Here is an 18,559-nt window from a genome sequence, read left to right as displayed (position 1 = left end):
CCCCTCCAACTGGGCCGCTCCTCAGGGGCATTCAACGTATTCGGGGTACCTCAGTTGATTACTGCCATTACCGGCATCAAGGGCAGCCGCTTCCGCAGAGCCGCCGCGGTCACCGTGACCGCAGGCGCCGTGCTCGCGACGGGCGCCCTGACCGCGGCACCCGCGCAGGCCGTCACGCAGCCGACGATCGTGGCCGCGGGCGGCTTTGTGATGAACAACGCCACCGGCAAGTCGCTCTACACGAAGGCCGCGGACACCAAGCGGTCGACGGGCTCCACCACGAAGATCATGACCGCGAAGGTCGTGCTCTCCCAGTCGAACCTCAACCTCGACGCCAAGGTCACCATCGCCAAGGCGTACAGCGACTACATCGTCGCCAACACCGCCTCCTCCGCCCACCTGATCGTCGGCGACAAGGTCACCGTCCGCCAGCTCCTCTACGGCCTGATGCTGCCGTCGGGCTGCGACGCGGCCTACGCCCTGGCCGACAAGTTCGGCACGGGTACGACCCGGGCCGCGCGCGTGAAGTCGTTCATCGCGAAGATGAACTCGACCGCGAAGACGCTCGGCATGACGAACACGAAGTTCGACTCGTTCGACGGCATCGGCAACGGCAACAACTACTCGACGCCGCGCGACCTGACGAAGCTCGCCAGCAACGTGATGAAGAACGCCACGTTCAAGACGGTCGTCAAGACGAAGTCGTACACCGCCAAGACGATCACCAAGACCGGCAGCATCCGCACGATGGCTGCCTGGACCAACACGAACACCCTGCTCAGCAGCTACAGCGGCACGATCGGCGTGAAGACCGGCTCCGGCCCCGAGGCCAAGTACTGCCTCGTCTTCGCCGCCACCCGCAACGGCAAGACGGTCATCGGCACGGTCCTCGCGTCGACGTCGGTCACGCAGCGCGCGACGGACGCGACGAAGCTGCTGAACTACGGCTTCGCGACGATCTGACACACCGACACGTTCTTCGGGGGCCTGCCGCATGCCAGCGGCGGGTCCCTTTGTCGTAGCCCTTCGTCGTAGCTAGGACCCGCGTTTCCGAGTCGCGACGAACGTGATGCCGATCCCCGCCGCTCCGTACAGGAGGAACAGCGCGCCCTCGCGGCCCAGGCTCCGGCGCTTCACTTCCTGGGCGAACTTCAGCTGTTCGTACGTACTCGTGCCGGTCGAGCGGCCGGTGGCGGTGTCGTAGGAGAGCGCGCAACGGTCGCCCTTGCGCATGGGCCCCGGCGAGCTCTCGCCCTCCGCGTCCAGATGGAGCCCCGGACAGTCAGGAGCGCCGTTGGCCGCGCCGGCCCGCAACAGCGACAAGGCTCCCCACAGCAGCGGCAACACGAACAGCACGAGTAACACGCCTCGGAATCTCATCGAGTCACCCTGGTGAGCGCGACGAACGCGGCCCAGGTGGCGGGGGTGAGCCGAAGTATCGGCCCGTCCATGTCCTTCGAGTCACGGACGGCGATGGTGGTGGGGATGTTGCGGGCGACTTCGACGCATTCGCCGTGCGCGTCGCCGCTGCTGTACGTGGACTTCGTGAACTCGAACTCGGACAAGGGACCTACATCTCCTTACGGACACTGTCGATGAGGCTGAGGGAGTCCTGCTGCGTCAGCGCCAACCGTGTGATGCGGCTGAAGACCTCGTTGTGACGCGCGGCGTCGGCTTCGCTCTCGAGCCAGACCTTCGTCGAGAAAGTATCCGCCTGTACGAGGTCCAAGGCGCCCGGCTCCGCGAAGGAGACCACGGTGAAGGCACTGGTCATACCGGGATGAGCGCCTGCGGTGAACGGGACCACCTGTACTCGTACGTTGGGCGACTGGGCCGCTCCGAGGAGATGGTCCAACTGGGCCCGCATGATGTCCCGTCCACCGACCAACTGTCGCAACACCCCCTCGTGCAGCACCGCCCACAGTCGCAGGGGGTGTTCGCCGGCCAGCCGCGCCTGACGGGCGATCCTCGCCTCGACGAAGGGGCCGATCTCGTCGGGGTTCTCCCAGGTTCCGTTGCCCACCGCAAGGGCGCGGACGTAGTCCGGTGTCTGCAACAGGCCCGGGATGAAGGTCAATTGCCACATCCGGAGTTCTGTGGCGATGTCCTCCAGAGCCACGTACTCCATCTGCTCCTTCAGCTGGGGGTACTGATTCCACCAGCCCTGGACCTTGCGACGGTCCCGGTCCGCCTTCGCGAGGGCCAGAAGCTTGCGGATCACCGTCTCGTCGGTCTCGCCGTACAGATGACACAGCGCTCTGACATCGGGATCACGCAACGGCACCTGCCCGCGCTCGATCTTGGCCACCTTCGTGACGGACGCCGTCAGCGCCTCGGCGGCGTGCGGCTGGCGCAGATCACACGCCTCCCGCATCCGTAGCAGCTCCCCACCGAGTCGACGCCCCAACACGGTCGTGATCGTCTTCCCCCGGTTGGGGTCCCTGCCTGCCATATCGCGTTCCCTCCCACTGAGTCGCCCCAGTCTGAGACCCGGAACCGAGCAACCACAACTCGGGGACAGCAAGCTTTCTGTCCGATTGGGTTGCTGGCTCACCTTCACAGCGGCTACCGTCAGTGCACAACAAGCCACCCAGCGGCACCAGTTGGGGAAGTGCACCGCGCTGCCCACACCCGGCACAGCACGGCAGAGCCACCCCACCTGACCTCTGTCCCCCATCGCACAAGGAGGTGCGCCCCGGTGACCGACTCCTGTCCTCCCGGACTCCCCAAGCCCAACGGCCCCTACGACCACTACGACGCCGTCACCTACACCCCGTACCCGAGCAACATCCCCCGCGCCCGCAGACACGTCGCCCACCTCACGGCCGCCTGGGGCCACCCCCACTCCGCCGCCGACGCGGCCCTGCTGGCAAGCGAGTTGTGCACGAACGCGTTACTGCACGGGTGCCTCCGCGACCGCCTCTTCCGCGTCGAGACGTCCCTCACCGGCAACGCCCTGCGCGTGGCGGTCACCGACCCGAGGGGCGAGCGACTCCCGTGGCCCCAAACCTCCACCCCCGACGACCAGTTCGGCCGGGGCCTGCTCATCGTCCGTACGCTGGCCGCCCGTTGGTCCGTGGAGAGGCTCACGGTCGGCAAGACGGTCTGGGCGGAGTTGGACATCGTGGGGCCTTGAACGGCCTGGCTCCGGGGCCACTGCGAATCGTAGGATTATTGCAACAGCAAGTGACGTGTGATGCCGACGCGACGGGGGCGGGGATACGGCATGGCAGTGCCCGGAACCGGTACGAACCAGGGCGGCGGCCCCGACCTGCGCGTGACCTCCGCCGACCTCACCAAACTCGCCGGCGACCTCGACGACATGCAGGACCACCTCGACAGGCAGGTCAGACGCATGGACGCGATCGTCGACCGCGTCGAAGCCGGCTGGCGCGGCCCGGCGGCGACGGCGTACCGCGAGTTCCACCGCGCGGCGACCGAGGACGCCGTACGCATCCGCGAAGTGATGAAGCTGCTGGAGCAGGCCGTCCGGATGAGCCGGGACGGCTTCTCCGCGAACGACATCGAGGTGCTGGAGCACATGCGGAGGATCCAGGTCGACATCGGCAGCGAGGTCGACAGGCTGTCGACGCCGAACGTGGAGGCGACGGGCGATACGCCGCCGCCACCGCGCAGCAGCCTCGACTCCTTCTGATCCTTCGATCCTTCCGATGCTTCTGAATGCAAGCCGTCAAATGCCCATCACGCACCCATAGTTGCCGACCAATATCCAGGGGGATCATGTCGACCGGGGCTTCCGCCGACGACCACATAACCGTCTCCTTCGCCACGCTCCACGACCTCACCGCCGAGCTGGAGGACATCCTCAAGCAGCTCAACGGCAAGCTCGACGACCTCTACGACCGCGCCGAACCGGTCGTCCTGTCGTGGAAGGGCGAAGCCCGCGAGGTCTTCGTCGAGAAGCTGGACGAGTGGGACCGCTCCGCGCAGGACCTGCAGGCCGCGCAGAAGTGGCTGCACGCGTACGTCACGACCGGTCACGCGAACTACTCGGCGGCTCATCGGGCGGTGCTGCGGGGCTGGGGAGCGGCCTGATGAGCACCCCGACGTCTCCGGCGAACGGGAAGATCGACGTCACTCCGACCGTCCTGTACGGCGTCTCGACGGGCGTAGCAGGCCAGCAGGACCCTCTTGACCGTGGCATCAAGTCGTTCCTCGACGAACTGGCCCGGTACCCGGACGGCGGCGGGAGGGGCACGGCGATGAAGGACTTCACGACCGCCTACCTGAAAGTCGCCGAGCGCTTTCTCGAGGTCTGGGCGAAGTCCGTGGTGAGCGTGGGGGGAGCCGCTGTCGGCTTCACGTCCACTGCCAACAACTACGCGGCGGCCGACGCGGCCACCCACCCTTCGCCGACAGGACAGCCGACGCATCGGCCGAACCCGCATGTCATCGACAAAGCCCCCGCCTACGGCCCGGTCACCGATTTCAAGTGGGGAGACATCGACGCGGGCCAGGACTTGATGCAGGAGGCCCTCGAAGGTCTGGAAGCCGTGGTCCTGGCTGTCATGCGTCCCCTGCTGGAGCACGAGTGCCGTTGGGGCAAAGCGGCGACGATCCTGCCGTTGCCCAATCATCTGCGCCTGTACTCGATCTCCCAGGCATGGCGCATGCCCCAGACCACGCTCGGCATGGTGGACGGGACGCTGACGGGCCTCGTCGGCAGCATCACCGACCAGACCGACCAGGACTGGTACGACGCGATGCGGACGTTCTGCAGCACGTTGTGGGGGACGTCCGCCTGGGGCCAGAACCGCGAAGGTTACGACTGGGCCAACGACGACGCGAAGAAGAGAGGGACCAGCCACCCCGTCTTTGCCGTTCTCTTCGATACGTGCGATGCCATGGTCGATGCGATCTACAACGTCGCGAAGGCGGCCGAGGACGTCCGGGACGATCTGCACCGGATCTACCGCCAAGCCGTTGTCGACAGTCTCAAGCAACTCGATCCGCGAGATCTGGACATCACAGACGCCAAAAGCCTGGTGAAGGGGTTGTGGGAAGCAGGAAAGGGCTTGGTCGCGGACGTCTCGGTGGGGATCGTGCTGAACATCGACGAGGGCGCCCTGAACGACGCCGTGTCGGCCTACGAGAACCGCCTTCATCGACAGGCCGGCGAAATCAAAGCGTTGCTGCCGGCACTGGATGAGGCGTACACGAGCATACCGACCTTCAACGCCGAAACGGCGAGAGCCGAGGCGTTCGGCGCACGGGCATTGACAGGTTTCAAGGGAAATCCTCTGTATACAGTGCCAGGGGACAGCGAAGCCAATCATGCGTACCCGCTCGACCTGGCGAACCAGGAGGGCATACACGGCAGTCACATCATCGACAAGCACGTGGGTAAGACCGATGCCCAGCTCGCGCAGCGGCTCAGGGATCAGCCGACGATCGACGCCGCCTCCACTTTCTCGGACCTTCCCGCCGCCCAAAAATATACACAGAACGCGATGGAATATGTCGGACCACCTGCAAATTCAGGACAGCAGAATGCGGGCGTGAACAATCAGGAGAAGATCCAGAAGTGGCTTTCCAGGCCACGATCCGATGCCTCTATTTTGACTCTTGATCCGGTCGAGTACAATTCTGTGACCGGGCGTACCATTATAGCTGGCAACCCGCATGCAAGTGCGGCGCAGGATACACATACAGTGAAGGTCGTACTCAAGTACAAGAATGGCCTCCACCCACCCTATGTGGCCTACACATCCATGCCGACGCTTCCATAAGACCACCATGGGAGGATCTGTGACGAGGAAGAATCCGGACCTGCCCGGATGCCAGCAAGGATATTTCGACGAACTCCAATCCTTTGCCGCAGTTGATTCCCGCGGGGAAGCGGACTGGCAGAAAACTGTCGTAGAAATGGTTCGCGGAACCCGTGCACTCCGAGGTGTCGACCGCACGACATTGCTTGACAGCCTTTTGGAGGTTTCCTATGAGGGAGCTCTGGATCTGGCCAGACTGATTTCTGGCGGATCTCTTCTGTACGGTCCCAGCGAATCCGTCCGAACATTGGACACGGAGCGAGACGACTGCTTGCGCGAAACCTTGGGAACTGCCGGGAAAAATGCCCGGTTCTTCACCAATCACGGGCACGCGGAAGATGGCGACCAGGCCGATTTTCTGGTGTCGTCGTTTCACGTCAACTCGCTTGCCGATACAACGATCGACGTCTGCCTCATCGGAGTTTCTGACGAAAATGTCCTGGTTCTCTGGCGTTTCGAGGATGACTAGACACCCCTGGCCACGCCCGAAACCACGAGGACCGGCGTCGCGATGTACAGGCCGTGAAGACTGAGAGCGAGCAACGAATGCGGACCCGTTCTGCCAGCTACCCCGACCACGAAACCGCCCAATGGGCCACCCAACAGGTCGTCACCGCCAACGAGCAGGTCATCCACCGCTGGCTGGCCCAGGCCTCACGCCCCCGCCTGACCATCGAGGCGACGTGGCCGTCCCGCCCCGAACCGGTCGGACGGGTCCTGCTCCAGGCGATGATGCTGGCCGGACGGGACCCCGTCGACGTCCGCGCGGCCCGGGTGATCCTGAAACGGGACGAATCCCGGCCGCACGGCTTCGCCGTCCACGCCACGTTCCCCGTGTACCTGTAGCAACTACCTGTAGCGACCCGATCCGTAGAGGCTGATCCCCGTGCCCCTGAGCCCCCTCGAACACGACCGCCGCTACGGCGAGTCGGACCAGGTGATCCGCGCCTACGCCGGACAGCCGGCGGACGACACCCCGGACAAGGCGAGCGAGGCACTGGTCGCCTACCTCCGCCACACCTGGCACAGCCGACCGTGGGCCCTCGCCGTCGCCGAACGCCAACTTCGCGAGTACGCCGACAACCCTCCCGGCCGACTCCGCCTGCGCCTCGGCGAGTTCTACGCCGTCCCGGACGTAGGGCTCCCCGAGGGCGAGATCCAGCAATGGCTGTACTGCCTCGCCGACCACATCAAACACAGCGTCGAGGAAGGCGAGGTCCCGCCCCCGACCACCCCCGCCACCCACTGGGAATGGCACGCCCGCTTCCCGGAACTCGGCCAGTTCCTGGGCGGTTGGTTCTCGCAGGACATGCCGGACGAGTTCGACGACCACGACGCGGCGATCGACGACTACAGGACCTCGACCGACCCGCAGTTGGCCGCCCGCCTCGTCGGCGAACTCCACGAACTCCTCGCCCTGGACCTCGACGAGTCCGACTACGCCCTCGCCGTCGCCGAGTTGGGCATGGAGGTCGACCCACCGCCGCCGTACTCACCGAGCGGCTGGCTCGCCCTGGTCGCCGACCGGCTGACCGCGCCGCGTGCCGACTACGGGCCCCCGTCGGGCAGCGCCGCGAAGTAGCCCAGCGTGCCGATGAGTTGACGCCCTACCCACTTCGGCGGTCCCGTGCAGTGGATTCGGGTGATCTTCCCCCGCAATTATGAACATCCTTGTATCAGCTGGCATATTCATTCGCCTCCGCCCTACGTTCCCCGGCGGAGGTGGTTCACATGAACGAACCCAGCAAACCACCCGATTCCGCCGAACAGCACGAGGCGCTCGACGTCAACGACTTCGTCTACGCGGCTACCGGGGCCCGCGTCCGAAGGCTGACCATGCCGGACGGAAGCCACTGGTTTCCGGCGGTGGACGTCTGCAAGGAGTTGGGGTACACCACGCCCCGGAAGGCGCTGATCGACCACGTTCCGGAGGAGCATCGAGACAATCTTGAGACAGTGACTGGAAGTCACTGTCTCAGCATTCCCGCAGGTAGGACCTGGCGCCGAGACTTGCAACTCATCGATCTCCAAGGCCTGATCCTGCTCGTCAACGCCTGTACGAAACCCGCCTGCGCCCCCTTCAAGCAGTGGGTCGCCGAGGTGATCGAGACCGTTCAGCGGGAGGGGTCCTACACCTTGGAAGAGGCGGAGGTGCAGCCCGCCGACCCCGGAGCCCCCATCGCGTACGCGATGCCCGAGCAGGTCGCCGAGGCCATCGTCCGACTGGAGGCGCACAACCTTCAGGTGGACGGGGAACTCGCGGTCGCGCAGCGAGAATCGCTGGCGTTGCAAAGGGAGATGCTCGCCGCGCAGCGTGCGACGCTCGTCGCGCAGGAGGCCATCGCCCAGGCCATGGGACGCATCGCGGACCGGCTCGACGTGCTCGCTCTCGACCGTCCTGCGGTCGTCGACACCCCCGCCCTTCAGCCCACCACGGAGTCCGTGCTGGCCGACTGGCGGCAACGGCTGTCCGTCACGGAGGACGTGTGGACGGTGGCCGTGGTGATCGCACCGGTGCTGGTCGAGGAGGGCGAACTGCGTGAGCCGCTCGAATCGATCGCATCGCGTACGGGGCTGACCGTACGCCGCGTCAACGAGTGTCTCCGCCTGCTGCGCCAGCACGCCTGCATCCGCTCGCGCGGCGGGGCGGAGGACGGGGCGCCGGTGTACGTGCTCAACCGGTCCTGAGACCGGCCTGAACACTCCGGAACAGCGGAGGGGGCGGCCGCAAAGCGAAGTTGCGGCCGTCCCCTCCAGGCGTCCTAGGCTACCGAATCGGCGGACATCACGCCCAGGTGATCAACCGCTTCGGCTGCTCCAGAATCGCCGCCACATCCGCCAGCACCTTCGACCCCAACTCCCCGTCCACCAACCGGTGATCGAAGGACAGGGCCAGCGTCGTCACCTGGCGCGGCTTCACCTTGCCCTTGTGGACCCACGGCCGGAGTCTGATCGTGCCGACCGCGAGGATCGCGGACTCGCCGGGGTTGAGGATCGGTGTGCCGGTGTCGATGCCGAAGACGCCGACGTTGGTGATGGTGACCGTGCCGCCCTGCATCGCCGCCGGGGACGTCTTGCCGTCCCGGGCGGTCGACACCAACTCGCCCAGCGCCTGAGCCAGTTGGGGCAGGGTCTTCGCGTGGGCGTCCTTGATGTTCGGCACGATCAGGCCGCGCGGGGTCGCCGCCGCGATGCCGAGGTTGACGTAGTGCTTGAGGACGATCTCCTGGGCGGCATCGTCCCAGGACGCGTTGACGTCCGGGTTGCGCTTGATGGCGACCAGCAGGGCCTTGGCGATCAGCAGGAGCGGGTTGACCCGCAGGCCCTGCATCCCGTACTCGTCGGACCGCTTCAGTTCCTCGACCAGCTTCATCGTCCGCGTCACGTCCACCGTCACGAACTCCGTGACATGCGGCGCCGTGAACGCCGAGCCGACCATCGCCGCGGCCGTCGCCTTGCGGACACCCTTCACCGGGATACGGGTTTCCCGGGTGGTGTCGTATGCCACGGGGGCCGGCGCAAGGGCGACGGGCTCAGGGGCCTGTGCCGGTGCGGGCGCCACCGCCGCGTGCACGTCCTCTCGCGTGATCACGCCGTCCGGGCCCGACGGAGTCACCGTCGCCAGGTCCACGCCCAGGTCCTTCGCCAGCTTGCGCACCGGCGGCTTCGCCAGCGGGCGTGGCTGTACGACCGTCCCACTGGCGTGCCCGTTCAGCTCCGCCTGTACGGCGGTTACCGCCGCCGACGCCTCCTGGGCCGGGATCTCCGCGCCCTTGCGGGGACGGCGCTTCGTGGCGGACGTGGAGACGCCGTAGCCCACCAGCACCGGGGTGCGGGCCGGGGGCTTCGCCTCCTCCGGTACGGGAGCGGCCGGGGTCTCCTCGGGAGCCGCACCGCCCCCGGCAACCGCCACCGCGATGATGGACGTGCCCACCGCCACCGTCGTCCCCTCGGGGAAGCGGAGTTCGCGGACCACGCCGTCGTACGGGATGGGGAGTTCCACCGCCGCCTTCGCCGTCTCCACCTCGCAGACGACCTGGCCGTCGGTGACGGTGTCGCCGGGCTGGACGTACCACTTGAGGATCTCGGCCTCGGTGAGGCCCTCGCCCACGTCCGGCATCTTGAACTCGCGTACGGACGCCTCAGCTTCAGTCATCGTCGTCACGACCCTCTCCCTCAGTACGCCAGAGCGCGGTCGACGGCGTCGAGCACCCGGTCCAGGCTCGGCAGGTACTCCTCCTCCAGGCGGGCCGGCGGGTACGGGGCGTGATAGCCGCCCACGCGCAGCACCGGGGCCTCCAGATGGTAGAAGCAACGCTCCGTGATGCGGGCCGCGATCTCGCCGCCGGAGCCGAAGAACACCGGCGCCTCGTGGACCACGACCAGGCGGCGGGTCTTCTCGACCGAGGCCTGGATCGCGTCGAAGTCCAGCGGGGACACCGAGCGCAGGTCCAGGATCTCCAGCGACCTGCCCTCCTCGGCCGCCGCGTCGGCGACCTCCTGGCAGAGCTTCACCATCGGGCCGTAGGCGGCGAGGGTGAGGTCCGTGCCCTCGCGGACCACGCGGGCCCTGTGGAGGGGGTCGGGGATGGCCTCCGTGTTGACGTCGCCCTTGTCCCAGTAGCGGCGCTTGGGCTCGAAGAAGATCACCGGGTCGTCGCTCTGGATGGCCTGCTGCATCATCCAGTAGGCGTCCGACGAGTTCGAGGGGGTCACGATCTTCAGGCCCGGCACGTGCGCGAACAGGGCTTCCGGGGACTCCGAGTGGTGTTCCACGGCGCCGATGCCGCCGCCGTAGGGGATGCGTACGACGACGGGCATCTTGACCTTGCCCAGGGAGCGCGCGTGCATCTTGGCGAGCTGGGTGACGATCTGGTCGTAGGCCGGGAAGACGAAGCCGTCGAACTGGATCTCCACGACCGGGCGGTAGCCGCGGAGGGCCAGGCCGATGGCCGTGCCGACGATGCCCGATTCGGCGAGCGGGGTGTCGACCACCCTGCGCTCGCCGAAGTCCTTCTGGAGGCCGTCCGTGACGCGGAAGACGCCGCCGAGCTTGCCGACGTCCTCGCCCATGATGAGGACCTTGGGGTCGGACTCCAGGGCGGCGCGCAGCGATTCGTTGATCGCCCTGCCCAGCGGCAGGTTCTTGAAGACCGCGGTCTCCGCCATGTCACTTACCCCCTTCTGCGTCCGCGAACGACGCCTGGTAGGCGGCGAACTGGGCCCTCTCCTCGTCGACGAGCGCGTGCCCGTCCGCGTACACGTGCTCGAAGATGGCGAACCGGTCCGGGTCCGGCATGGCACGGACCGCTTCGCGCACTCGTCTGCCCAACGCCTCGCTCTCCGTCTCGAGTTCCGCGAAAAATCCCTCATCCGCGTGGTTTGAGGCCTCCAGGTACCTGTGCAGGCGCAGGATCGGGTCCTTCGCCTCCCACGACTCGCGCTCCTCGTCGGCCCGGTACTTCGTCGGGTCGTCGGAGGTGGTGTGCGCGCCCATGCGGTACGTGTACGCCTCGACGAGCGTGGGGCCCTCGCCGTTGCGGGCCCGCTCCAGCGCCCACTTGGTGACGGCGAGGCAGGCCAGCACGTCGTTGCCGTCGACGCGGACGCCCGGGAAGCCGTAGCCCTGCGCGCGCTGGTAGAGCGGGACGCGGGTCTGCTTCTCGGTGGGCTCGGAGATGGCCCACTGGTTGTTCTGGCAGAAGAACACCACCGGGGCGTTGTAGACCGCGGAGAAGGTGAACGATTCCGCCACGTCGCCCTGGCTGGAGGCGCCGTCCCCGAAGTACGCGATGACGGCGCTGTCGGCGCCGTCCATGGTCACGCCCATCGCGTAGCCCGTGGCGTGCAGGGTCTGCGAGCCGATGACGATCGTGTACAGGTGGAAGTTGTTCGTGTTGGGGTCCCAGCCGCCGTGGTTGACGCCCCGGAACATGCCCAGCAGGTTGGTCGGGTCGACCCCGCGGCACCAGGCGACGCCGTGCTCGCGGTAGGTCGGGAAGACGTAGTCGTCCTCGCGGGTGGCCCGCCCGGAGCCGATCTGTGCGGCCTCCTGGCCGAGCAGCGAGGCCCACAGGCCCAGCTCGCCCTGGCGCTGCAGGGCGGTGGCCTCGGCGTCGAAGCGGCGGGTGAGCACCATGTCGCGGTACAGGCCGCGGAGCTCTTCGGGGGTGATGCCGGCGACGTACTTGTCGTACGGGGCGGTCTTGGCGTTCTTGACGCGCTTGCCCTCGGGCGTCAGCAGCTGGACGAGGTCGGGGTCGGCGCCCTTGGCCTTGCTTCCGGCGCTGCGTCGCGGCTTGCGCGGGGCAGTGCTCTCCACGGTCACGTGTGCTCCTCCGTCGGTCCGGCTCCCCGGGTTCGCCGGGTGCCAGTGCGGCTCACCTGCGCCCCACGGACGCACAGGGTGGGTGCGGTTCGTCGGGAGCAGGCGTGACAGGTGCCCCGGCGAGCGCCCTGCAACAGGCACGTTACCCAGTGCTCCACAATTCTGTGAAACCCCTCCTGACCTGCGATTTTGCTTGGATTTCCAAGTAAATCGGCAAAGTCGGGAACAAGTCCTGGTCACAGCCTTGCAGGGGGCCGGAACAACGGCACGTTATCCCGCGCACCTCGGGCACGGGAAGAGCCCGTATGTGAGACTTACCGCGTGCCCGGAGACGGAAAAATCAGCGTATTTCTCCTCGACGACCATGAAGTGGTCCGCCGGGGTGTCCACGAGATGCTCTCGGTGGAGGACGACATCGAGGTGGTCGGCGAGGCCGGTACGGCGGCCGACGCACTGGTGCGGATCCCGGCCGTACGCCCCGATGTCGCGATTCTCGACGTACGGCTCCCGGACGGCAGCGGGGTCGAGGTGTGCCGCGAGATCCGCGCCCTGGACGACTCGGTGAAGTGCCTGATGCTGACCTCGTTCGCGGACGACGAGGCTCTCTTCGACGCGATCATGGCGGGCGCCTCCGGGTACGTCCTGAAGGCCATCCGGGGCAACGAACTGCTCAGTGCCGTACGGGACGTGGCCGCCGGGAAGTCGCTGCTCGACCCGGTGGCGACCGCCCGGGTGCTGGAGCGGCTGCGCAACGGCGGCGCCCGCCAGGACGACAAGTTCGACGCGCTCACCGACCAGGAGCGCAGGATCCTCGATCTGATCGGGGAGGGGCTCACCAACAGGGCGATCGGCGAACGGCTGCACCTCGCGGAGAAGACCATCAAGAACTACGTGTCGAGTCTGCTGTCCAAACTCGGCATGGAGCGGCGCTCGCAGGCGGCGGCCTATGTGGCCCGGAGACAGGCACAGAGACAGGTCGAGCAGCAGCGGCATTAGGGACCAAAGACCCTCCTCCAGGAGGCCGTGTACGCCCACAGTGGTCACATGCCCGAGGACGCACAGCTCGCCGTCGACCTGCTCTCCCGTACCGACCACGGCCGGGTGGCCACGACCTTGCGGGCGCTGCCCTTTCTGGCCTTCGCCGGCCACATCGTCCAGGACGGCCGGCTGCTCCTGCGCATGCCCCGGAACCACGGCCATCACCACGCGTGCGTGGGCAGCGTCGTCGCGTACGGCGCCGACAACCTGGACTCGGCCGGGCCGGACGAGGCCCTGTGGTCCGTACAGGTGATCGGCAGGTGCGAGCCGTACGAGCCGACGGCGGACCAGGTCGAACGTTTCGGCCCGACCCGGGACCCGATGGTGTACCTGCGCATCGAACCGCGGCTCAGCACCGTGCACGCGACGGACGGCAGCCTGGAACGGCACTTCGGGCCCACCCTGTGACCGAAAGCGACCACCGACGACCGATCGGTAACTTTCTGTGACAAACCGCAGCTCACGGGCCCGCCCTGTGCCCTAGCATCGGCCGCGTGCCGCGCTTACGTGTACCACCCCCCATGCCCCACGCGCCCCCTCTGAGCGCCCTCCTCCGCCAGTACGCCGCCGGGTCCGCCGTCACCTGCGAACCCGTCGAACAGGGCCTCCTGAACCGCGGCTACCGGCTCCGCACCACCCGGGGCCGCTACTTCCTCAAGCACCACTTCGACCCCGAGACCGCCGACCCGGCGGCGATCGCGCGCCAGCACACCGCGACCCGGCGCCTGGCCGACCTGGGCGTCCCCGTGGCCCCGCCGCTGCCGGGCCGCGACGGCCGTACGGTCGCCGTCGTGGGCGGTCACGCCTACGCCCTGCACCCCTGGATCGACGGCCGCCACCGCCACGGCGGCCAGCTGACCACCGGCCAGTGCGGGCGGCTGGGGGCGCTGCTGGGGGTCGTCCACGCGAGTCTGGAGCGGGTGATGCCGGGGCGGCGGGAGGAGTGCGGACCTGATGCGGGGCGCGCCGACGGGGCGCACACGGCCGACCGCGCGCCGGTCGCACACCGGGGTGCCGACCCCGCCGACACCTTCGCCCTCATCGACGACCTGCTCGGCCACGTCCGCCGGCACCGGCCCGCCGACGCCTTCGACGAACTGGCCCGGCGCCGGCTGCTGGAGCGCCGGGAACTGCTGGAACGGCACGCGGACCGGCGTCCGCCGCGCGGTGCCTCCGTGGGGTGGGTGCACGGCGACTTCCACCCGTTCAACCTGCTCTACAAGGGCGACGCCCCCGCCGCGATCGTCGACTGGGACCGGCTCGGCGTACAGCCCCGCGCCGAGGAGGCCGTACGCGCCGCCGCGATCTTCTTCGTACGGCCCGACGGGGTCCTGGACCTGGCGAAGGTGCGGGCGTACGCGCACGCGTACCGGCGTACGGCGCGCGCCGCCCCCTCCGAACTCGCCGCCGCGGTGCACCGGGTGTGGTGGGAGCGGCTCAACGACTTCTGGATGCTGCGCTGGCACTACGAACGCGGCGACACCCGCGCGGACCCGCAGTTCCCGGCGGCGTCGGCGCTCGCCGTGTGGTGGACCCGGGAGTACGACGCCGTGTGCGAGGCCTTCGCGGAATGAGCCCCCTGGGGGCACCGGAAAACGGCACGCGCGCGTGGACCCCTGTTACGGGGCGCACGCGCGCGTGAATCCGTTGCGGGGCCGGGCCCGGTCAGCCGCCGCCCAGCGTGCCGGCGACAGCGCCGGTACCACCGTCGGTACCGGGGTCACCGGTGTTCGACGGGTTCGCCGAGACCGTCGCGGACGGGGTGGTCGACGGCGTCTCGGAGACCGTCGCGGACGGGGTGCTCGACGGCTTCTCGGTGGCCGACTCGGACGGCGTGTACGAGGGCGTGTGCGACGGCGTGTAGTTCGAACCGGAGCTCGTGCCGCTGTCGTCCGTGTTCGTGTCGGACGGCGAGGCGGTCGTGTCGTCGCTCGGTGTCGCGCTGGACTGGTCGTTCGTGGCGGACTGCGAGGTGGTCGGCGACTGGGTGGTGCCCGAACCGCCGGTGCCGTTGCCGGTTTTGTTCATCGCCAGCGCGACACCCGCCGCGATGGCGATCACCGCGAGGACGGCCAGGATCCACAGCTTGCCCCGGCCGCTGCCGTGGTTGCCGTGCCCCTCGAAGCCGCCGTCGTCGCCGTTGCCGTAGCCGCCCGGCAGGATCGGCTGCGGGATCTGCGTGGTGCCGGAGGAGTCCTGGGGCATCACGGTCGTGCCGGCGAAGCCTCCGGGCGGGGTCCCCTGCGCGTTGGCCACGGTCACGGGGCCGGTGTTCCAGGTGCCGGTGTGGCCGCCCTGGTCGTAGAGCATCTGCAGGCCGTACTGGACCAGCCCGCGCATCTCCTCGGCCGTCTGGAAGCGGTCGTCCGGGTCCTTGGCGAGGGAGCGCATGACGAGGCCGTCGAGCTCCGGCGGGCAGACGCCGTTCGACGTCCGGGACGGCGGGACCGGGATGTCCTGGACGTGCTGGTAGACCACCGACAGCGGGGTCTCGCCGGTGAACGGGGGCCGCAGCGCGAGGAGTTCGTAGAGGAGGCAGCCCGTCGCGTACAGGTCGGAGCGGTGGTCGACGGCCTTGCCGAGCGCCTGCTCCGGGGAGAGGTACTGGGGCGTGCCCATGACCATGCCGGTCTGCGTCATCGTCGTGGACGCCCCGTGCAGGGCGCGCGCGATGCCGAAGTCCATGACCTTGACGGCGCCGTTGTGCGTGATGATCACGTTCGCGGGCTTGATGTCGCGGTGCACGATGCCGTGCTGGTGCGAGTAGGCGAGCGCCTCAAGGACCCCGGAGACGATGATCAGGGCCTGCTCGGGCCCCGGCGCCTCGGCGTTCAGGAGGAGGTCCCGGATCGTCCGGCCCTCGACGATCTCCATCACGATGTACGGCACGGACTGGCCGCCGGTGCCGTAGCCGCCCGTGGACACCGTGTCCTCGCCGGAGTCGTACACGGCGACGATCGCGTGGTGGTTGAGGCCGGCCACGGACTGGGCCTCGCGCGTGAAGCGGGCCTTCGACGTCGGGTCCTCGGCCAGGTCGGAGCGGAGCAGCTTGACCGCGACCGTGCGCCCGAGCCGGACGTCCTCGGCCGCGAAAACCTCGGCCATACCGCCCCGGCCCAGTCTGTGGGTCAGCCGGTACCGGCCGTCGCCGACCAGTCCGCCGTTACCCCACAGCTCCGGTGCGTCCGACATTCCGCCGCCAGCCGTCTCGGGGTCGGACGGGCCCTGAGCGTGCTGCTGTGCCATCAGTCCTCGCCGTCGTTTCTGCCCGCGGTGCGCGCGGTGTTGTCACGGTCTCCGTCGGCCACGCTACAGGCTCAGCGCAAGCCGCCGTTCCGGGATGAGTGCCGGAATCGTCCGGAGACGGACCGGTCATCAAATCGGTACCACGTGGCGTCGTGCAAATTCTGTGTACCGCCGGTACAGCACCTGTAACGCTTCCACGACTCTTCTTTCGCGTACGGTCACGGAACGGGCACCGCGCTTGACGTGTCAGTGCCCTCCGGCAGACTTGGCCGGGAATGGCATTCGATCACCGAGCCGGCGCCGATGGGGGACACGGAACATGAGCCAGGACGGCCCACAGGGCCGGTATACGGGGCGGGCCCTGGCCGGCGGTCGCTACCAGCTGCGCGATCTGCTCGGTGAGGGCGGCATGGCCTCCGTACACCTCGCGTACGACTCGGTGCTCGACCGTCAGGTCGCGATCAAGACACTCCACACCGAACTCGGCCGCGAGCAGGCCTTCCGCGAGCGCTTCCGCCGCGAGGCCCAGGCCGTGGCCAAGCTCACGCACACCAACATCGTCTCGGTCTTCGACACCGGCGAGGACGCCCTCGACGGCACGACGATGCCGTACATCGTCATGGAGTACGTCGAGGGCCGCCCGCTCGGCTCCGTACTCGACGAGGACGTACGGCAGTTCGGCGCGATGCCCGCCGACAAGGCGCTGAAGATCACCGCGGACGTGCTGGCCGCGCTGGACATCAGCCACGAGATGGGCCTGGTGCACCGGGACATCAAGCCGGGCAACGTGATGATGACCAAGCGCGCCGTCGTCAAGGTCATGGACTTCGGCATCGCCCGCGCCATGCAGTCCGGTGTCACCTCGATGACGCAGACCGGCATGGTCGTCGGCACCCCGCAGTACCTCTCGCCGGAGCAGGCCCTCGGCCGGGGCGTGGACGCGCGCAGCGACCTGTACTCGGTCGGCATCATGCTGTTCCAGCTGGTCACCGGGCGGCTGCCGTTCGACGCGGACTCGCCGCTGGCCATCGCGTACGCGCATGTGCAGGAGGAGCCGGTCGCGCCCTCCTCGATCAACCGTTCCCTGCCGCCGGCGGTGGACGCGCTGGTCGCCCGCGCGCTGAAGAAGAACCCGAACGAGCGCTTTCCCAACGCCGAGGCCATGCGCGACGAGTGTCTGCGGGTCGCGTCCTCGCTCCACGCGGCGGCCCCGAGCATCGTCCCGGGCACACCCGTACAGAGCGGCGCCGGCGTCGGCTCCGCGGTGTTCCCGCCGGTCGACCAGGCGACCCCGGCACCCACCGGCCCCGTCCACACGCCGTACCAGCCGGGCCCCTACGGCTCCGCTCCGGCGCCCTCGCCCGCGTACGGCTATCCGCAGCAGCCGGGCTACCAGACGCCGGCCTCGGTCGGGTTCGGACAGCCCGGCATCTCGACCCCGCCGCCGTACAACCTGACCCCGCAGCACCCGACGCCGGCCTCCGGGGGAGGCGGCGGCAGGAGCAACAAACCGGTGATCATCGGCTCGGTCGTCGTGGCCGTTGTCGCGGTCGGCGCGCTGATCGTCGCCCTGTCGCTGAACAACGGCGGCAATAACGACGCGAAGGGCGGCGGAGGCAGCAGCGCCGGCACGAGCGCCTCGACGACGGCGGTGGAGGGCCACCGCGCCGGCGACACGTCGAAGACGATCAAGACGACCGCGTGCACGGAGCCCGACGAGTCGTACAACGACCCCACCAAGATCCAGATCCCGGACTTCCAGTTCAAGTACATCGACTCGGTCAAGTCCTGCCTGCAGGCCGCGGGCTGGAAGGTGAAGGTCAAGAGCGAGGACGAGAACACCTACGGCCAGGGCACGGTCATGGACCAGTTCCCGGCGGCCGGCACGGACGTGGACCCCAAGAGCGTGCCCGAGATCCAGCTGGGTGTGTCGACGGGCAACCCGTCCTGAACCCGTCCCGACCCGTCCTGATCTCAGCCATGTGGAAGGGCCCGGCAGCATCGGCTGCCGGGCCCTTGTGACGTAGGGGGTTCCGCCCCCGTCGGTCGCGGGTCTACAGGGTCGCGGGTCTACAGGTACGGGTGGTCGCAAGTCCTACGGGCCAGTCCTACAGGCGAGTCCTAAGGCAAGTCCTAAGGCGAGTCCTACAGGCGAGTC

General features: G+C 68.2%; 20 protein-coding genes. 13 read left to right on the top strand and 7 right to left on the bottom strand.

The annotated features are described in order from the left end of the window. The first annotated feature begins 54 nt into the window (after positions 1-54). A complete protein-coding gene (locus ACIQBL_RS21965; RefSeq protein ID WP_401944237.1) occupies positions 55-963 on the top strand; it encodes a D-alanyl-D-alanine carboxypeptidase family protein in 909 nt (302 codons plus the stop codon). Positions 964-1,035: 72 nt separating this feature from the next. Here ACIQBL_RS21965 and ACIQBL_RS21960 read toward each other — a convergent pair whose 3' ends face one another. Genes ACIQBL_RS21960 through ACIQBL_RS21950 form a run of 3 tightly spaced genes read right to left on the bottom strand, consistent with a single transcriptional unit; the run spans position 1,036 to position 2,452 of the window. Further along, a complete protein-coding gene (locus ACIQBL_RS21960; protein WP_401944235.1) occupies positions 1,036-1,365 on the bottom strand; it encodes a hypothetical protein in 330 nt (109 codons plus the stop codon). Between the two features lie 11 nt (positions 1,366-1,376). Continuing rightward, the gene (locus ACIQBL_RS21955) at positions 1,377-1,565 is read right to left on the bottom strand and encodes a DUF397 domain-containing protein (RefSeq protein WP_401944233.1); all 189 of its coding nucleotides are present in this window, start codon (positions 1,563-1,565) and stop codon (positions 1,377-1,379) included. A gap of 5 nt (positions 1,566-1,570) precedes the next feature. Further along, a complete protein-coding gene (locus tag ACIQBL_RS21950; protein ID WP_401944231.1) occupies positions 1,571-2,452 on the bottom strand; it encodes a helix-turn-helix domain-containing protein in 882 nt (293 codons plus the stop codon). Between the two features lie 246 nt (positions 2,453-2,698). On the opposite strand from ACIQBL_RS21950, the gene ACIQBL_RS21945 reads away from it, so the two are divergent. From ACIQBL_RS21945 to ACIQBL_RS21910, 8 genes are all read left to right on the top strand, one after another. Further along, positions 2,699-3,136 (top strand): ATP-binding protein, encoded by a 438-nt coding sequence (locus ACIQBL_RS21945; protein ID WP_401944229.1) that lies wholly within the window; start codon positions 2,699-2,701, stop codon positions 3,134-3,136. Between the two features lie 90 nt (positions 3,137-3,226). Further along, on the top strand, positions 3,227-3,655 hold the full coding sequence (locus ACIQBL_RS21940) for a WXG100 family type VII secretion target (RefSeq protein WP_401944227.1): 429 nt from the start codon (positions 3,227-3,229) through the stop codon (positions 3,653-3,655). An 86-nt stretch (positions 3,656-3,741) separates the two neighbouring features. After that, positions 3,742-4,056, top strand: a complete 315-nt coding sequence (locus ACIQBL_RS21935; protein WP_401944225.1) for a WXG100 family type VII secretion target — start codon at positions 3,742-3,744, stop codon at positions 4,054-4,056. Beyond that, positions 4,056-5,750 (top strand): RNase A-like domain-containing protein, encoded by a 1,695-nt coding sequence (locus ACIQBL_RS21930; RefSeq protein ID WP_401944223.1) that lies wholly within the window; start codon positions 4,056-4,058, stop codon positions 5,748-5,750. Before ACIQBL_RS21935 ends, ACIQBL_RS21930 begins: the two co-directional genes overlap by 1 nt. Before the next feature lie 19 nt (positions 5,751-5,769). Continuing rightward, positions 5,770-6,258 carry a hypothetical protein gene (locus ACIQBL_RS21925; protein WP_401944221.1) on the top strand — a complete coding sequence of 163 codons (489 nt, stop codon included), beginning with the start codon at positions 5,770-5,772 and terminating at the stop codon, positions 6,256-6,258. A 77-nt stretch (positions 6,259-6,335) separates the two neighbouring features. Next, on the top strand, positions 6,336-6,635 hold the full coding sequence (locus ACIQBL_RS21920) for an RNase A-like domain-containing protein (RefSeq protein WP_401944219.1): 300 nt from the start codon (positions 6,336-6,338) through the stop codon (positions 6,633-6,635). Between the two features lie 40 nt (positions 6,636-6,675). After that, positions 6,676-7,371 carry a contact-dependent growth inhibition system immunity protein gene (locus ACIQBL_RS21915; RefSeq protein WP_401944217.1) on the top strand — a complete coding sequence of 232 codons (696 nt, stop codon included), beginning with the start codon at positions 6,676-6,678 and terminating at the stop codon, positions 7,369-7,371. Positions 7,372-7,520: 149 nt separating this feature from the next. Then, a complete protein-coding gene (locus ACIQBL_RS21910; protein ID WP_401944215.1) occupies positions 7,521-8,477 on the top strand; it encodes a Bro-N domain-containing protein in 957 nt (318 codons plus the stop codon). Between the two features lie 97 nt (positions 8,478-8,574). Here the strand turns inward: ACIQBL_RS21910 and ACIQBL_RS21905 are convergent, their stop codons facing one another. From ACIQBL_RS21905 to pdhA, 3 genes are read right to left on the bottom strand one after another with little or no spacing between them, the layout of a single operon-like run. Next, the gene (locus tag ACIQBL_RS21905) at positions 8,575-9,954 is read right to left on the bottom strand and encodes a dihydrolipoamide acetyltransferase family protein (protein ID WP_401944213.1); all 1,380 of its coding nucleotides are present in this window, start codon (positions 9,952-9,954) and stop codon (positions 8,575-8,577) included. Positions 9,955-9,965: 11 nt separating this feature from the next. Further along, entirely contained in the window at positions 9,966-10,958 is a 993-nt protein-coding gene (locus ACIQBL_RS21900; protein ID WP_401944211.1) for an alpha-ketoacid dehydrogenase subunit beta, read from the bottom strand. A gap of 1 nt (position 10,959) precedes the next feature. Further along, positions 10,960-12,117, bottom strand: coding sequence for a pyruvate dehydrogenase (acetyl-transferring) E1 component subunit alpha (gene pdhA / locus ACIQBL_RS21895; protein WP_401944209.1), 1,158 nt, complete (start codon positions 12,115-12,117; stop codon positions 10,960-10,962). 321 nt (positions 12,118-12,438) lie between these two features. Between pdhA and ACIQBL_RS21890 the strand changes: the two genes are divergently transcribed. The 3 genes from ACIQBL_RS21890 to ACIQBL_RS21880 all read left to right on the top strand — a co-directional run bounded on the left by ACIQBL_RS21890 (position 12,439) and on the right by ACIQBL_RS21880 (position 14,729). Then, entirely contained in the window at positions 12,439-13,113 is a 675-nt protein-coding gene (locus ACIQBL_RS21890; protein WP_401944207.1) for a response regulator, read from the top strand. Positions 13,114-13,161: 48 nt separating this feature from the next. Beyond that, positions 13,162-13,563 (top strand): pyridoxamine 5'-phosphate oxidase family protein, encoded by a 402-nt coding sequence (locus ACIQBL_RS21885; RefSeq protein ID WP_401944205.1) that lies wholly within the window; start codon positions 13,162-13,164, stop codon positions 13,561-13,563. A gap of 113 nt (positions 13,564-13,676) precedes the next feature. Beyond that, on the top strand, positions 13,677-14,729 hold the full coding sequence (locus ACIQBL_RS21880) for a phosphotransferase (RefSeq protein WP_401944203.1): 1,053 nt from the start codon (positions 13,677-13,679) through the stop codon (positions 14,727-14,729). A 91-nt stretch (positions 14,730-14,820) separates the two neighbouring features. Here the strand turns inward: ACIQBL_RS21880 and ACIQBL_RS21875 are convergent, their stop codons facing one another. Then, entirely contained in the window at positions 14,821-16,401 is a 1,581-nt protein-coding gene (locus tag ACIQBL_RS21875; RefSeq protein ID WP_401944201.1) for a protein kinase, read from the bottom strand. Positions 16,402-16,720: 319 nt separating this feature from the next. Between ACIQBL_RS21875 and ACIQBL_RS21870 the strand changes: the two genes are divergently transcribed. Then, positions 16,721-18,352, top strand: coding sequence for a protein kinase (locus tag ACIQBL_RS21870; protein WP_401944199.1), 1,632 nt, complete (start codon positions 16,721-16,723; stop codon positions 18,350-18,352). Positions 18,353-18,559: the final 207 nt, after the last annotated feature.

The sequence above is a fragment of the Streptomyces sp. NPDC088350 genome (assembly GCF_044753545.1).
Taxonomy (GTDB): domain Bacteria; phylum Actinomycetota; class Actinomycetes; order Streptomycetales; family Streptomycetaceae; genus Streptomyces.
The sequence above is the reverse complement of the archived record's forward strand: the minus strand, read 5'-3'. Positions and strand labels throughout refer to the sequence as shown.